The sequence below is a fragment of the Halorubrum sp. SD612 genome (genome assembly GCF_002135005.1).
The window spans coordinates 1-14,748 of the sequence record NZ_NEWI01000078.1 but is presented as its reverse complement, the minus strand read 5'-3'; the positions used below and the strand labels follow the sequence as shown (position 1 = coordinate 14,748).

Annotated in this window: 9 protein-coding genes, 1 tRNA gene and 1 pseudogene; 4 read left to right on the top strand and 7 right to left on the bottom strand. The window is 66.7% G+C overall.

The features are described 5' to 3' along the window. Both B9G38_RS10115 and B9G38_RS10110 read left to right on the top strand, forming a co-directional pair. A partial coding sequence (locus tag B9G38_RS10115) for a matrixin family metalloprotease (RefSeq protein ID WP_086220291.1) occupies positions 1–1,290 on the top strand: 1,290 nt, incomplete at its 5' end. A gap of 392 nt (positions 1,291–1,682) precedes the next feature. Further along, positions 1,683–2,042 (top strand): hypothetical protein, encoded by a 360-nt coding sequence (locus B9G38_RS10110; RefSeq protein WP_086220290.1) that lies wholly within the window; start codon positions 1,683–1,685, stop codon positions 2,040–2,042. A 713-nt stretch (positions 2,043–2,755) separates the two neighbouring features. On the opposite strand, the gene B9G38_RS10105 is transcribed toward B9G38_RS10110, so the two are convergent. The 3 genes from B9G38_RS10105 to B9G38_RS10095 all read right to left on the bottom strand — a co-directional run bounded on the left by B9G38_RS10105 (position 2,756) and on the right by B9G38_RS10095 (position 4,061). After that, a complete protein-coding gene (locus B9G38_RS10105; protein WP_086220289.1) occupies positions 2,756–3,139 on the bottom strand; it encodes an HNH endonuclease in 384 nt (127 codons plus the stop codon). Positions 3,140–3,360: 221 nt separating this feature from the next. After that, positions 3,361–3,432 (bottom strand) — tRNA-Ala (locus B9G38_RS10100). A gap of 80 nt (positions 3,433–3,512) precedes the next feature. Beyond that, positions 3,513–4,061, bottom strand: a complete 549-nt coding sequence (locus B9G38_RS10095; protein ID WP_049931104.1) for an SRPBCC family protein — start codon at positions 4,059–4,061, stop codon at positions 3,513–3,515. Between the two features lie 319 nt (positions 4,062–4,380). Between B9G38_RS10095 and B9G38_RS10090 the strand changes: the two genes are divergently transcribed. Next, positions 4,381–6,474, top strand: coding sequence for an ABC transporter ATP-binding protein (locus B9G38_RS10090; protein ID WP_086220288.1), 2,094 nt, complete (start codon positions 4,381–4,383; stop codon positions 6,472–6,474). A gap of 87 nt (positions 6,475–6,561) precedes the next feature. On the opposite strand, the gene B9G38_RS18055 is transcribed toward B9G38_RS10090, so the two are convergent. The 4 genes from B9G38_RS18055 to B9G38_RS18255 all read right to left on the bottom strand — a co-directional run bounded on the left by B9G38_RS18055 (position 6,562) and on the right by B9G38_RS18255 (position 14,071). Next, complete coding sequence (locus B9G38_RS18055; protein WP_158093827.1) at positions 6,562–6,738, bottom strand: hypothetical protein; 177 nt, start codon at positions 6,736–6,738, stop codon at positions 6,562–6,564. Between the two features lie 267 nt (positions 6,739–7,005). Beyond that, positions 7,006–11,694 carry a glutamate synthase large subunit gene (gene gltB, locus B9G38_RS10085; RefSeq protein ID WP_086220287.1) on the bottom strand — a complete coding sequence of 1,563 codons (4,689 nt, stop codon included), beginning with the start codon at positions 11,692–11,694 and terminating at the stop codon, positions 7,006–7,008. 231 nt (positions 11,695–11,925) lie between these two features. Beyond that, on the bottom strand, positions 11,926–12,093 hold the full coding sequence (locus tag B9G38_RS18260; RefSeq protein WP_198945674.1) for an HEWD family protein: 168 nt from the start codon (positions 12,091–12,093) through the stop codon (positions 11,926–11,928). A gap of 118 nt (positions 12,094–12,211) precedes the next feature. Next, positions 12,212–14,071 (bottom strand): hypothetical protein, encoded by a 1,860-nt coding sequence (locus B9G38_RS18255; protein WP_198945673.1) that lies wholly within the window; start codon positions 14,069–14,071, stop codon positions 12,212–12,214. Positions 14,072–14,604: 533 nt separating this feature from the next. On the opposite strand from B9G38_RS18255, the pseudogene B9G38_RS17805 reads away from it, so the two are divergent. Then, positions 14,605–14,748, top strand: a pseudogene (locus B9G38_RS17805) (IS701 family transposase); the annotation flags it as partial.

Below are 14,748 nucleotides of genomic sequence, written 5' to 3'. Positions count from 1 at the left end.
GCACTCGACCCGGTTCGGGTGACAGTCCGGGTCGGTGACGCGACGTTGGTCGCCGAGAACCGGTCCGTCCCGGCGAACGGGACGCTGACGGTGACGGCCGGCGTCGACGGCGCGGCGCTCGACCCGGGCGAGTACGACCTGACGGTGGCCGTCGGCGGGGCGACGGCGACCCGCTCGATCGTCGTCGAAGAGGCCCGCGCGGCGACGTTCGCGGTCTCCGCGATCGACGCCCCCGACAGCGTCGAGTACGGCGGAGACCTCTCGGTGGCGGCGACGGTGAGGAACGTCGGCGACCGGGCCGGGACCCAGACGGTCCGGATCCGGTACGGCGCGGGAGCGAGCGCGAACCGGACGGTCGCGCTCGACGGCGGCGCGGAGCGCCGAGTGTCTGTCACGTTCGCGGACGTGCGACGCGACGGCGGCGCCCACCCGCTGGTCGTGACTACCGCGAACCGGACGCGGGAGCGCGCGGTCGCGCTGTCGCACCCGAGCCCGTACGGGGAGACGACGCTCGGCCTCTACGTCGACGACGCGGCGGTCGACCGGAACGTCTCCGGCGTCGCGGCGGCCGCGACGGGGTACTGGGAGCGGAACGACGAGCGCTACCTCGGCTATCCCGTCGCCTACGAGCGGGTGAGCGACGAGTCGCGGGCGGACGTCGTTCTCCGGTTCGACCGCGTGGAGCGCTGCGGCGTCGAGGGCAACGACACGCGGTACTTCGGCTGCGCGGACCTGCTCGTCGACGAGCCGCGGACGCCGATGACCGCGACCGTCGATCCCCGGGTCTCCGACGCGGACATGAACGCGACGATCATCCACGAGCTCGGCCACGTTCAGGGGCTCGAACACGGCGAGGAGCCGGCCGGGCTGATGAACGCGACGAGCACGCTCGCGACGCATCGGCCCTTGAAGATCCACTTGCGCGCCGACGACGGCGCGGTCACGGGGCCCGTCGAGGACGAGGTGGCCGCGGCGCTCGACTACTTCGCGGGTCGCGAGGATATCGTCGGGAGCGACCGGTTCGCGTGGGAGTTCGTCGACAGCGCGCGCGACGCCCACGTCCAGATCACCTACGACGAGCGCGGGGAGGTCTGTATCACGGACGGAGGCGGCTCCTGTACGGTCGACGGCGAGTACTACGGGCAACAAGACGTGCGGCTGGAGGAGCTAGACGAGGAGGTCGTCGCGTGGCACGTCGGGTGGTCGTTCGCGCCGGCCCTGCTGGAGGAGATGCCGCCGGAGCTTTCTCGCGAGACGGACCGGCGGGAGCGGGAGGCGTGGCCGGAGTAGGGCCGGGCGAGCGAGTGTGCTCTCGACGCGGGGATCGAGAAGACCGACCGCCTCATCGACTAGATCCTCTGCGACTGCTACGACCTGACGAACGAGGAGAGCAGGGCCGTGGAGGCGGCGGTCGCGGAGTAGGGACGGGAACCGGGGATAACGTCTTTTCACTCCGTTTCCGTACCGGAGCGCGCAGCACGGCTCACGACGAGATACATCGGGGCGGAGCGATCCTCGAACGCGACCGACGCGGCCGCCGATCCCGACGGCCAGCGGTCCGAGTCCGCGACCTATCCCGGGCTCCTGACCGCGCGGACCGCGGGCGGCCCTGCCACCTCGCGCCGGGGTACCACGGCGAGGCGACGACGCTGCCGGACCGCGCGCTCGGCCCCGTCAACGGCGTGGTCGTCGAGGAGGCGGGAACGCGCTACGAGAGCCTGCTGCTCGACGACCGCCGGCGGCAGGCGCAGTACGGCGCGCTCTTGGACGCGGACCTCGACGGCGACCGCGTGCCCGCCTTCGCCGTCGACGTTCCGCCCGAGGGCGGTCGGAAAGGGTACGGGGAGGGTGTCGACGCGGTCACCGAACTCGTGACGGGGACGGCGTCGTCGGCGTCGCGCTCGGCGCGGCGGTCGCGGCGCTCCTCTGGCTCCCGCTCGCGATGGCGGTGTGCCTCCACGTCCGGCCGCCGAGCGCGGTGCGGCGGACCGACCGAATCGGCGCGTGCTGCCGCGGGGTCGTCGCCCGCGGCCAACTGCTGAAGCCTGCTCGCTGGCGGCGGGCCGAAGAGGCCCGCGAGCCGGACATCGACGCGCCCGAACCGGACGCCTCGTGGTTCAAGCGATGAGCGACCTGCCGCGAAACTTCTCCGTCCGGGAGACCGTCGCCGTCCTCACGGCTTTCAATTAATCCGATTGCTTTCTGTAGTCCCCGTTATCCGTGTGCCGAGAGTAATTAGCAAAGGTCCGAACAGACCGAACAGAACCGTGGGAATTGCGATAAGAGCTTCAAGCCAGTGAGCGTCTGTCATAATCCTACCTAATCTCTCAATGAATGTCGGATCTTGGCCGGAAACGTACCAAGCGAGGATCCCGAACACGAGGAGATACGACTTGAAGACAACAGATTGGAAACGAAGGCCGAGGATCCCACCAGTAGTTCCGAGTACGAGCAGCACAATAGGTGTGAGAAGCCAGTGTATACTTCCCGCAATGGATGATGCTTCACTCAAAATGTAGAAATAACCATAGCCAGCAGCGAGCGGAGCTATCAGGTGCTTAATTACGACGAAGAAGAAAAACGGTAAAATTGTGTATACACGACTCAGCTTTGAACGTTGAGTATCTAACACTTAATGGACCGAAAATGGCGGCTGAGACGGTGTGAGCATGGAAAAGGGAGTTCAGCCGCAGACGCTCCACTCTCCACTAGAGGTTCAAACGCCGTGAACGCTGCCTTCATTATCCTCTGTGAATCACTCTCCAGTTCGGCCGATACCGTAGACTCCTCGTAGAACGTCTTTTCCTCCGATTTCGGGCCAAATAGTGTCAACACGACAACGTTCAAAGCTGAGTACACGAGACAAGTGGTTATTCACTGTATCCTGTTGGTCGTTCTGAGTTGTATCCCGTGTGATGTCGTGCTTGTGTTGACTATTATGACAGTTAACGCAGAGCGTCTGAAGATTATCTAACGAATCAGAACCACCCTCAGATCGTGGCGTAAGGTGATGCGCGTGGAGTTCAGTATCTCCGGACGACCCACCCCGGGCACCACATTGTTGGCAGGTATAATTGTCACGTGAATAAACTTTTCTGCGCCTCTCGTCCCAATCATCAGGGTAGCTCGAAGCCGCCATATAGCGGTTTTATCTTTCTGATCCGCCGTATGAATATTATTCAAACTTGCTGATATTTAGAATGGCAAATCAGGAGAAGTCACCGCTCGTTACAGGTCTACGTCGCTCGCAGCGTTTCTCGCGGGGCAAAAATACGGACTCGCGGGGGTCCCGCGAGCGAGCACAGCGAGCGAGTGGGACCACACGAGGGAATGACTAAGCGAACCAAGTGAGGAAAAGGATGGACTCGCGGGGATTTGAACCCCGGGCCTTCCCCGTGCCAGGGGGATGATCTACCACTGATCTACGAGCCCTCGAACGCATTCGTTTGTTCCGCGGTGAATATCTTAAGGGCTTCGAATTGTGGACCGACTGGACCGCGCGCCGCCCACGCTCAGATCCGGTCGGAGTCGACGTACACGTCGAGGTCCACGTCGCGTCGCGATCCCTCCAAGTCGCGGACGGCGCGCTCGACGACGCGCTCGGCCTCGCTTCGGATCAGCGGAATCGCCTTCTTCAACACCCAGTCGAACGAGACGAGCCGCGGCAGGTCGAGCGCGTCCGGACTGGCGGAGCCGGGGTCGAACTCGACTTCGAGCGCGACCTCGCAGGGCGCGTCGTCAGTCTCCTCGGCGGCCGCTCCGCCCCCGTCGGTCGACGTCGGCGTCACCCGCCAGCAGCCACCGGCGTCGATGTCCTTCGTTATCTCCCAGTCGATCCGCTCGGGCGGCTCGACGCCGGTCACCTCGGAGCGGGCGGTGTAGGAGATCTTCCACCACGCGAACGTGAGCGCGTACCGGGTGCCGGGGCCGCCGTCGCCGGTGACCGTTTCGACCTCTCGGAGGTACTCGGAGTAGTTCGCGTACTGCGGGAAGTCGAGCAGGAACGCGTACACGTCTTCGGGGTCGGCGTACACCTCCGTGCTCACGACGAGTTCGTCCACGTACGTGGGTTCGCGTGACGCTTATTAAACGGTCCGGCGACCGAACCCGACCGACGGCTCTGGGGTGATTCCCGTCACAGTCGCGGCCGATTGCGGAGTGACGGCGAACGCTGTCGAAGCCCCGCCCCGCACGGCACCGCTCCACACACCTCCCCGGCCTCGTCGCGCTCCTCGCGCCCCCCTCGGGCGCTCGGAGGTGCGCGCCGCTGTATTCACGCGGGTTTGTTCGCCTCCTCGGGGGCCAGGATTCGCGTCGTCGGAACCCGGAACGGGCCGCCGAAGCCGCCGGATACATGGGGCTTCCGGCGCTCATACGGCTATGGCTGCCGACGAGCGCAACGCCTTCGAAGTGTACCGCGACCGGGTGGACCGACCGCTCGGGCGGTTGTTCCGCGAGTACGGGGCGTCCGAGGCGCACTGGCTCGTGATCGGGATGGTCGCCAACGTCGTCGCCCGGGTCGCGGGGCTGATCCCGCCGGTGGTGCTGGGCGTCGCCATCGACGCCGTCTTCACCGGCTCCGGCCCCTACACGCTCCCGATCGTTCCCGACGCGTGGCTGCCGACCGCGGAGGCCCCCCAGTTCCGCCTCTCAGTGATCCTCATCTTCGGGTCGTTCATCGTGACGGGCGTGTTCACGTACGTCTACGGCATCGCGGCGAACAACTTCGCGCACCGCGTGATGCACGCGGTCCGCACCGACTCCTTCGACCAGATACAGCGGCTCGACATGACCTTCTTCGACGACAAGCAGACCGGCGAGGTCATGTCCGTCCTCAACAATGACGCCTCGAACCTGGAGGTGTTCTTAGACAACGCCCTCCAGAACTCCGCGCGCCTCGGCGTGATGGTGGTCGGGATCGCGACCGTCCTCGTCTACTACAACTACGAGCTGGCCGTGATCACCCTCGCCGCCATCCCGCTGATGTTCCTCTTCACGCTGTGGTTCATGCGCGCCGTCGAACCCCGGTACGTCGCGCAGCGCTCGGTCGTCGGCGACCTCAACACCGCCCTCGAGAACGCGCTCTCGGGCGTCGAGCTGGTGAAGACCCCCAACACGGAGGCCCACGAGAGCGAGCGCGTCGAGGACGCCTCCTTCTCGTACTTCCGGCGCACGATGTCGATCCTCCGGCTCAACTACGTCTACCGCCCCGGGATGGAGCTGCTCGCCGGGCTGGCGTTCGCCGCCACCTTCGCGGTCGGCGGCTTCTGGCTCGCGAACGGCCCGCCGGGCCCCTTCTCGACGGAGCTGACGGTTGGGACGTTCGTCACCTTCGTCCTCCTCACCCGGCAGTTCGTCGCTCCGCTCGCGGAGGTGTCGAACATCATCGACCAGTACGAGAACGCGAAGGCCTCCTGCGAGCGCGTGTTCGGCCTGCGCGACATCCCGGTCCGCATCGAGGACGCCGACGACGCGGTCGTGCTCGGCGGGGGCGAGCAAAGCGACGGGGCACAGAGCGACGGCGGGACCCGGAACGACGGGGGCGTGACCCCGGCCGGCGACCGCGGCCGCGGCGGCGTCGCGGGCGCGGTCGAGTACGACGACGTCTCGTTCGCGTACCCCGAGAACGCCCTCGTCGACCCCGAGGACGCCGACGAGGAGGTCCTCAGCGGCGTCTCCTTCTCGGCCGATCCGGGCGACACCGTCGCGCTGGTCGGACCGACCGGCGCGGGGAAGTCGACGCTGCTCAAGCTCCTCCTCCGGCTGTACGACGTGACCGACGGCGCGATCCGCGTCGACGGTCACGACGTCCGCGACGTGACCGTCGAGAGCCTCCGCTCGTCGGTCGGCTACGTCGCGCAGGACACCACGCTGTTCGACGGCACCATCGCCGAGAACATCCGCTACGGGCGGTTCACGCGGATCGATGAAGCGGACGCCGAGGAGAGCGAGGTGCGCGAGCGGGTCGTCAAGGCCGCGAAGGCCGCGGAGGCCCACGAGTTCATCGCCTCACTCCCGAACGGCTACGAGACGCGGATCGGCGAGCGCGGCGTGAAGCTCTCGGGCGGCCAGCGCCAGCGACTCGCGATCGCCCGAGTCGTGCTTCAGGACCCCGCGATCTTGATTCTCGACGAGGCGACCTCGGCGGTCGACACCGAGACGGAGATGCTGATCCAGCGCTCGCTCGACCGCCTCGCGGCCGACCGCACCACGTTCGTCATCGCGCACCGGCTCTCGACGGTGACCGACGCCGACACCGCCCTAGTGTTGGAGGACGGCGAGGTCGTCGAGCGGGGGAGCCACGACGAACTGCTCGCCGCGGACGGCCTCTACGCGAAGCTCTGGGGCGTTCAGGCCGGCGAGATAGACGAGCTTCCGGAGGAGTTCGTCGAGCGCGCCCGCGAGCGCCACGTCGACCGCGCGGTCGAGCGGGCGACGGAGAGCGAGGTGGACGCGGAGTCGCTCGACGACTGATCGGGAGACCGATCGGCCTCGGTGGCCGGTGAAATATTCACCGGCGTCCCGTCGAGACGGGCGAGTGGCCTGAACCGGCGCCGTCGATCACTTCGTCTCGTCGCTTCGGGTCGGCTCGTGCGTGTCCGGTTCGGATGATCGGATCGTATTAACGGCTATGAGCGCGAGCAGACTCGCCGCAGCGAGGAAGAGAGTAGGTACGGCGGTCTTGACGAGGAGGAGCACGCCGAGGAGTTCACCTGCGAGCACGATGAGAAGGGCCACCGGTACGAGTCCTGCCGGCCGGTCCCGCGATTTTGAGGTCATACGCTGAACCGGTGGGAGACGGGATCGAGAGACGGTGAGGGCTCGGTGCTGTCGCGACCGTGTTCGTCCACGGACACAGGTCCGACCAGTAACGAAGGCGATAATAATCCTGTGGCGACTGACCTGGGAATCGCTCGGTGCGAGAGACGCGTTCCGTACGCCTCCAGGCTGTCGAAATCCATCGCCGACCGCGGGCTTCGACGGTGCCGTGAGAGGCGGTGCGAATCAGTCGTCGCCGGATATTTGCCCGGCCGCGTCGGCGTCGGCGTCCGGCACCGCGGCGGCGGGCGCGGGCGGCTCCTCGCGCACGTCGGCGCCCTTGCCCTCCGCGATGACCTCGGCGTACGCGTCGGGGAAGACGCGGACGAAGTCGTCGAGCGCGGCCTCCCAGTCGTCGAGCAGTTCGGCCGCGCGCTCGCTGTCGGTGTACTCGCGGTGGTTCTCGACGAGGCGGCGGAGCATCCGCTCGTCGGACCCCTTCAGCGTCTCGGAGACCGACACCATCCCGCGGTTCACCCGGTCGGCGAACCGGTCGTCGGGGTCGTACACGTACGCGATGCCGCCGGACATCCCGGCCGCGAAGTTGCGGCCGGTGTCGCCGAGGACGGCGACGACGCCGCCGGTCATGTACTCGCAGCCGTGGTCGCCGACGCCCTCGACGACGGCTCTGACGCCGGAGTTGCGGACCCCGAACCGCTCGCCGGCGACGCCGTTGACGTACATCTCGCCCGACGTGGCGCCGTACAGACAGACGTTCCCCGCGACGACGTTCTCGGTCGGATCGTACGACGCCTCCGCGGGCGTGTCGATCACGATCCGGCCGCCGGAGAGCCCCTTGCCGACGTAGTCGTTGGCGGCGCCGGACAGCTCCAGCGTGATCCCCGGCGCGAGAAACGCGCCGAAGCTCTGGCCCGCCTCGCCGTCGAAGCGGCACGAGACCGTGTCGTCCGGGAGCCCCTCGCCGCCGTGTTCGGAGACGATGCGGTTCGAGAGCGTCGCGCCGACCGCGCGGTCGACGTTGCGGATGTCGCGGGTGAGCGCGACCGGCGCACCGTCATCGATGGCGGGCGCGGCCTCGTCGATGAGGTCCCAGTCGAGCAGGTCGTCGATGCCGGGGTGGGCCTGCTCGCGGACCTTCGTACGCGCCTCGCCGGCGGGCTCGGCGATCACCGCGGAGAGGTCGAGGTGTTTCGCCTTCTCGTGGTCCGTGTCGCGCTGGGCGAGCAGCTCGGGGCGACCGATGAACTCCTCCAGCTCGGTGTACCCCTGCTCGGCCATGATCTCGCGCAGCTCCTGCGCGATGAACGTCATGTAGTTGATGACGTGGTCCGGCTGGCCGGGGAACCGCTGGCGGAGGTCCTCGCGCTGGGTCGCGACGCCGACCGGACAGGTGTTCTCGTGGCACTGCCGGGCCATCACGCAGCCCGACGTGACGAGCGAGGCGGTGCCGAAAATGTACTCCTCCGCGCCGAGGGCGGCCGCGACCGCCACGTCGCGGCCGGTCCGCAGTCCGCCGTCGGCCGAGACGCGAATGCGGTCGCGCAGGCCGGTGGCGCGCAGCATCTGGTTCGCCTCCGCGAGCCCGAGCTCCCACGGGAGCCCGGCGTTCTTGATCGAGGTCTTCGGCGACGCCCCCGTCCCGCCGTCGTGGCCGGAGACGTGGACGACGTCCGCGTTCGCCTTCGCGACGCCGGCCGCGATGGTGCCGATGCCGGCCTCCGAGACCAGCTTGACGTTGACGTCGGCCTCGGGACTGGCGGCCTTCAGGTCGAAGATGAGCTGCTTGAGGTCCTCGATCGAGTAGATGTCGTGTTGGGGCGGCGGCGAGATGAGCCCGACGCCGGGGGTGGAACACCGGACGTGCGCGATCATCTCGTTCACCTTCTCGCCGGGGAGGTGGCCGCCCTCGCCCGGCTTCGACCCCTGCGCCATCTTGATCTGGAGCTCCTCGGCGTTCGCGAGGTACTCCGAGGTGACGCCGAACCGACCGGAGGCGACCTGCTTGACCGTACACTCCTTCTCGGTGTCGAACCGCTCCGGCGGTTCGCCGCCCTCGCCCGTGTTTGACTTCGCGCCCAGGCGGTTCATCGCGATGGCGTTGTTCTCGTGGGCCTCCGGCGAGAGGCTCCCGAGGCTCATCGCGGCCGTCGAGAAGCGCTCGACGATCGACTCGACCGGCTCGACCTGCTCGACCGGCACGGGGTCGCGGTCGGAGTCGAACTCAAGGAGGCCGCGCAGCGACTGGAGCTCCTCAGTCTGGTCGTTCACCAGTTCGGCGAACTCCTGATACTGCTCGTAGTCGCCCCCGCGGACCGCCTGCTGGAGCGTGCCGACCGTCTGGGGGTTCCAGCCGTGTTTCACGCCCGAGGAGCGGTGTTCGTACTCGCCGACGGTCTCCAGCTCGGGGTCAGCGCCGAAAGCCATCGCGTGGCGCGTGCGGAGGTCGTCTTCGATCTGCTCGATCCCGATCCCCTCGGTGCGGATCTCGGTCCCCTCGAAGTACTCGGCGACGAAGTCGGAGTCGAGCCCGACCGCCTCGAAGATCTGGGCCCCCTGGTACGACTCCATCGTCGAGATGCCCATCTTCGCCATCGTCTTGAGGAGCCCGTCCTCCAGCGCGTGCCGGTACGCCCCGAGCGCCTCGTCCTCGTCCGCGCCGTCCGGGCCGGCGACCACGTCGGCGATCGAGGCGTACCCGAGATACGGGTCGACCGCGTCGGCGCCGTAGCCGACGAGCGTCGCGAGGTGGTGGACCTCGTGCGGCTCGCCGGACTCGACGACGACGCCCGCGCGGTTGCGAAGCCCCTTGCGCACGAGATGGTGGTGGACCGCGCCGGTCGCGAGCAGGCTCGGCACCGCGAGCCGGTCCGGCCCGACGGCGCGGTCGGAGAGGACGACCACGTCGGCCCCGTCCTCGATGGCGGCCGCGGCGTCCTCGCGGACGCGGCTCACGGCGTCGACCAGCGAGCCGTCGCGGTCGTAGGTGACGTCGACGGTGACGGAGGCGAACGCGGGGCCGTCGGACGCGCCCTCGTCCCCGGGGGTCCGTTCGCCCGGTCCGGGCAGGTCGCGAAGCGCTCCGGTCTCGGCGTCCGTCAGAACCGGCGTGTCGGCGACGATCTGCTCGGCGTGGGCCGGCGTCTCGGCGAGGAGGTTGCGCTGGTTCCCGATCCGGGTCTCCAGCGAGGTGACGAGTTCCTCGCGGATGTAGTCGATCGGGGGGTTCGACACCTGCGCGAACAGCTGCTTGAAGTAGGTGAACAGGGGGCGGTCGACGTCTGCCAGCACGGACAGCGGCGTGTCGTCGCCCATCGAGCCGACCGGGTCCTTCCCCTCGGTCGCCATCGGTTCGACGAGGTGGTTCAGCGAGTCGGTCGTGTAGCCGAACGCGGCCTGGTGGGCGCGGACGGGCGGCCTCGACTCTTCCCCGTCGCCCTCGGTGGTGGAGTCGGCGTCGATCCCCGCCGCGGCGCCGTCCTCGTCGGTAAGCGCGTCGAGGTCGACCTGCCCGTCCGCGACCCACTCGCCGTACTTCTCGTCGGTGAGCTCTTCGAACACCTCGTCGTCGGGGACGATCCGGCCCGCCTCGGGGTCGGCGACGAAGATCTCACCCGGCCGGAGCCGCCCGCGGCGGCGCACGTCGGCGGGCTCGGTCGGGAGCGCGCCCACCTCGCTGCCGACGACGAGGCGGTCGTCAGTCGTCACCTCGTAGCGGCACGGGCGGAGACCGTTGCGGTCTAGGACGCCGGCGACCTGCTCGCCGTCGAAGCCGATGACGAGAGCCGGCCCGTCCCACGGCTCGACGAGCGACGCGTGGTAGTCGTAGAAGTCGGCGCGGTCGTCGTTCATCAGGTCGTCGTCGCGGAACGCCTCGGGGATCAGCATCCGCAGCGCGTGCGGGAGGTCGCGGTCGGTCTGGAGGAGGAGTTCGAGCGCGTTGTCGACGCTCGCAGTGTCGGACTGGTTCGGGTCGTCGATCACCGGCTTGATCGTGTCTAGCTCGGCCCCGAACGCCGGGTGGTCGAGGTCGGTCTCGCGGGCCCGCATCCAGTTGACGTTCCCGCGGATCGTGTTGAACTCGCCGTTGTGGACGATGTTGCGGTACGGGTGCGCGAGGTGCCACGCGCCCAGCGTGTTCGTCGAGAACCGCGCGTGGACTAAGGCGACGTGGCTCGCGAACCGCTCGTCGGTCAGGTCCGGATAGTAGTCGGCGAGCTGCGACCCCTTCAACAGCCCCTTGTAGACGACGCGTTGCCGGTCGAGCGAGCAGACGTAGAAGCGGCCGGCGCCGTCGACCTCGGACACCGCGTTCTCGATCTCGCGCCGGGCGGCGTACAGCGCGCGGTCGAAGCCGAGCAGGTCGGGATCGGCGTCGTCGGCCCGGTCCTCCTCGCTGGTGAACCGCTGGGCGAGCCCCGCGCCCTCGACGGGGGCGACGAACACCTGCGACACCTCGGGCTCCGAGTCGAGGGCCGTCGCGCCGAGGTCGGAGTTGTCAGTCGGAACCGACCGCCACGCGAGCACCTCCAGCCCGTAGACGGCGCACACCTCGGCGATGACGTCGTGGATCTCCGCCTGAACGCTCGGCTCCGGGGGCATGAACACGGAGCCGACCGCGTACTCTTCGGGGAGGTCCGCCTCGACGACGTCGCGGAATAACGCGTCCGGCCGTGCGACCATGATCCCCGCGCCGTCGCCGGTGTTTTCCTCGGCACCCGTCGTCCCGCGGTGTTCGAGGTTTTCGAGCAGAGAGACCGCGTCCGTGACGGTCTCGTGCGTGGGCGCGCCGTCGAGGTCGACGACGCCGCCGATCCCGCAGTTCGACCGGTCGTCCGTCGGATCCGCGAGTCCCCCCTCCTGACCCGAGGGCTCCGAGTCGCGTACGCCCCGGGTGGTACTACGTGACTTGGTCATACGTCTCGCTTCGAATGAACAGGTAAAGGCATGACCCTGATAGGGGTAGGATCCATCGTACACACATTAGGGAATATAAGGTAATTATTCATCACGGGTGGTGAACAATTAACACGGACCAGAATCGATCAAGTATCTCGGTTACTAGCCCCCGGAATAATATTATATCTATTTATATGATACGTGCGACTTCGCTAGGGCAGTAGAAGTGCCAGATCGTCCAGTCGGCAGCTACTCTTCGAGGGGAACGAACGAGCCGTTGATGTCCCACTCGTGGATACAGTAGACCTTTCCGGGCTCCGCCGCGATCCGCCACCCGTCGGCCTCGTCGTCCCACCGCTCTTCGCGCCCGCACAGTTCGCAGGTGCGCTCCTCCGGCGGTGTGATGGTCACGCTCATGCGCGAGAGGACGGCACCGCCGAGCAAAAGCATATCGACGATGGGTGGCGGCCGAGGACCAGCGGTGAACCGCGCGAGTGAAGAGGTCACTCCGAGGTGGCGACCGCCCCGTCGCAGTTCACGAGTTGCGGCCGCGGCGCCGAGCGAGCAGCGACGCGCCCGCGATCGCCGCGGCCGACGCGACGGCACCGAACCCGGGGAGGTCGTACGCGGTCGAGCGTATCGGCGCGTCGTCGTATCCGAGGTCGCTCGGGGCGACCGCGTCGGAAGATGAACCGCTCGCCTCGGACGACGTCGACGACTCGGCCGAATCGGTCGACTGCGCGTCCACGCGCTCGTCGGCGCGGTTCGCGGTCGACTGCTCACCGCCCGAGGGGTCCGCAGGGCCGGGTCCGTCACCACCGGTGAGGCCGCCGGTACCGAAGGCCTCGGACGGCCCCGCAGACGACGGGATATCGGTGCGACCCGGAGCGACCGAGATCCCTACGTCGGGGGGACGCGTCGAGCGATTCGCGTCCACGCCGGTCGACCCTCCCGTGGGGTCCGAACGGTTGCTGGCAGCGGCGTCGGCGGAGTCTGGTAGAGTAGTAGTGTCCGACGGAACGGCGGGATCAGCACCACTTCCGGCGTTAGCGGGGGCACTACCCGGACCGTCGCTCCCGTCCGACTCCCTACCTGTCGAACCACCCCCGGCGACCGGCCCGCCACCGGGGGCCGCCAACCCGCCGCCGCTGGCCGGGCCGCCGCCAGACGCGCTAGTGCCCGCCGTCGCCCCAGACGGGTTCGCCGCCGTCGGGCCGCCCGGCGCGCTCACGGCCGTCGATCCGTTGCCGCCGAACGCTCGGTCCGTCTCGACAGTTGCGTTGGCACTACGCGATTGATCTGTTCCGGCGGTCTCGTTGTCGCTGAGCGATTGGTTCGTTCCGACCGTTACGTTACCACTGGGCGATCGGTTCGTTCCGGCCGTCTCGTTGCCACTAATCGATTGATTTGTTCCGGCCGTCTCGTTGCCACTGAGCGATCGGTTTGTTCCAGCCGTTTCGTTGCCACTAATCGATTGGTTTGTTCCGGCTATTTCGTTGCCACTAATCGATTGGTTCGTTCCAGCCGTTTCGTTACCACTGAGCGATCGGTTCGTTCCAGCCGTTTCGTTACCACTAATCGATTGATTCGTTCCGGCCGTCTCGTTGCTACTGAGCGATTGATTCGTTCCGGCCGTTCCCTCGGGCGTCGCGTTCTCCGCGAGGGAGTCGGCCGGATCGAGAGCACCGTAGGTCAGGTTGGTCGTCACGCGGTGACAGTCGTTCGCCGCGGTCTCGCGCAACCGATCGTCGTCGACTCGGAACGTGCCCTCGAACGTCTCGCCCGGATCGGGCGGTGTCTCGGTGCCGAACGCGTGCTCTCCGTCGGCGACGAGGAACAGGCCGTCTCGGTCGAGGTGGACCGCGGATTCGTTCGGCATCCGGCCCACTGCCTCGCCCTCGGTCGAACCGTTCGCGTCGTCCGCGTCTGCCGGTGCCACTCCGAACGACAGGCCGTCGAGACGAGCGAGGTCGCCGCCACGTTCCAGCGACGCGTTCGCGGCCGCAGGAAGGCCGGTGAGTCCGGACGCGTTCACCCCGTACACGACCGTGTCGTTCGCGGTCGCAGTCGCGGCGGGTGCGAGCGTTCCGTCGGCGATCGCCTCGCGTATCTCGGTCGCGTTCGCGAAGTCGCCCGCCGAGGCCGCCCGCGTCGTGTACGCGGTCAGGTTGCCAGTCGAGCGGGGTCCGACCGTGACCGTGGCGGCATCTGTGGCGGTCTCGGTGCCGTGTTCCGACCGCAGCGTGAGATTATACGTTCCGGGCGAGAGCGGGTCAGTATGGCCCGTGACCGACTCGATGTCAACTCCGGACCCCGTCGTGACGAACGCTGAAGAGTTCGGCGACGCATACGTGTTGACCGATACGGGAGTGGGTCCCGTATCAGTAGTTGTCATTTCGAGTGCTGTTGTACTGTTACCTGTCGTATTGGCAAGAACAAGTTCCAAATCTGGGACACTATGAGACAAAGAAGTCTTGATAGAGTCCGCATAAGCAACTCGGCTGGGGGAATCATTCAAACTGATGTCTTTTTTCTCTCGCCCAATGATGTCAAATTTTCTTGTGTTTCCAGTATTCGTGTGAATATAATATGTACCTGAAGATAGCAGTGAAGTGTTATACTGAATGTAGGATGAATTATTCACCCGCGTGCCTACTGAAACGACACGAGTTGTGTTGTCCTTACTAATTTTGTGTAATTCGACACTTTTTGGGTCTGAAGGACTTCTATAACAAATGGGTTGGCCAGAATATACTGGTTTATTTAGCGACTCGTTACGTTTAATGTGGATACCTTCTGAGCAGGAGACGTTTGTACTAACAGTGGTTATTGAAATAACACCGCCATCTGCAACACCGTCGGAAACAAACTGCTCACTCAGCTTTGAACGTTGAAGTAGGAGCGTGACGTAGGCGGTAGTGAAGACGGATAATGCCGATTACGGACTTCTTGTCGTGTACGCGTGTGTTTGACGAGTTCGAATCGCTGTCATCAGCTCAACGCCATCACGCGAAAGCCTACGCCACCGGTCTTGTTGCGGCCAGCAACAAGACCGTGGCAGGTATCTCACGC

What these genes read in the sequence shown, in the direction of transcription:
- B9G38_RS10090 (WP_086220288.1), top strand. Translation starts at nt 4,381, where the DNA reads ATGGCTGCCGACGAGCGCAACGCCTTCGAAGTGTACCGCGACCGGGTG.
- B9G38_RS18260 (WP_198945674.1), bottom strand. Translation starts at nt 12,093, where the DNA reads ATGAGCGTGACCATCACACCGCCGGAGGAGCGCACCTGCGAACTGTGC.
- gltB (WP_086220287.1), bottom strand. Translation starts at nt 11,694, where the DNA reads ATGACCAAGTCACGTAGTACCACCCGGGGCGTACGCGACTCGGAGCCC.
- B9G38_RS10105 (WP_086220289.1), bottom strand. Translation starts at nt 3,139, where the DNA reads ATGGCGGCTTCGAGCTACCCTGATGATTGGGACGAGAGGCGCAGAAAA.
- B9G38_RS18255 (WP_198945673.1), bottom strand. Translation starts at nt 14,071, where the DNA reads ATGACAACTACTGATACGGGACCCACTCCCGTATCGGTCAACACGTAT.